The organism is Bradyrhizobium sp. CCBAU 45321, from assembly GCF_028128975.1.
Lineage (GTDB): Bacteria > Pseudomonadota > Alphaproteobacteria > Rhizobiales > Xanthobacteraceae > Bradyrhizobium > Bradyrhizobium yuanmingense.
The window spans coordinates 1-433 of record NZ_LFKZ01000033.1; the positions used below are offsets into that span (position 1 = coordinate 1).

At 66.7% G+C, this 433-nt stretch carries 1 pseudogene; it reads right to left on the reverse strand.

The window, feature by feature from the left end:
- A pseudogene (locus tag ACM43_RS09530) lies at positions 1-433 on the reverse strand (integrase core domain-containing protein); the annotation flags it as partial.

Sequence of the window (433 nt, forward strand, 5' to 3'; positions counted from 1 at the left end):
CCGGCGCGGGTGACAGCTGAAGGCGAACTCGGAGGGCGTTTTCCATCCTGCGAGTGTGGTCGCGCATCGTTGTAATCGGCCCGCCAGCATCCGCGTGCGACGCGAGCCTGGGCCAGCGACGTGAACAGCGTCTCGTTCAGTTGATCCCGCAGCGGGCCGTTGAAGCTCTCGATAAAGGCATTCTGCATGGGCTTGCCCGGCCCAATGTAGTGCCATGCGACGCGCCTCTGATCCGCCCCGGTCAGGATGGCGGTGCTGGTCAGTTCGGTGCCGATGTCGCTGACCACCGTCTTGGGCTTGCCGCGCTCGATCACCAGCCGGTCCAGTTCCCGCGCCACGCGGATGCCGGAGAGCGAGGTATCGGCGACCAGCGCCAGGCACTCGCGGGTGCAGTCATCCACGACGGTGAGGATACGGAAGCGGCGGCCGCAGG